At 74.2% G+C, this 260-nt stretch carries 1 protein-coding gene; it reads right to left on the bottom strand.

The genetic code is table 11. The features are described 5' to 3' along the window. The coding region (locus tag AC01Y6_RS05545; RefSeq protein ID WP_476670628.1) for a glycerol-3-phosphate acyltransferase at positions 1-260 on the bottom strand (260 nt) is incomplete at both ends.

Here is a 260-nt window from a genome sequence, read left to right as displayed (position 1 = left end):
GGCAGGCCCACCAAAAGGCCGAAGAGGAGGTGGAAAGGGGTCTTTCCGAGAAGGGCGGCGAGGAGGGGAAGGGCGAGGGCCACCGCCAGGACCGCCCGCCCCGGCCTGCGGAAGGCGAGGTAGAGGAGGGCGAAGAGGAAGAGGGCGAGGAGGAGGAGCCTGGGGTCCACGGCCAGGAGGGCCCCCGCCGCCGGGGCCAGCGCCCTGCCTCCCCGGAAGAGGAGCCAGGGGGAGAAGGCCTGGCCCCACACCGCCCCCAC

The sequence above is a fragment of the Thermus sp. genome (assembly GCF_056332225.1).
This window is presented reverse-complemented; position numbering and strand designations above follow the sequence as displayed.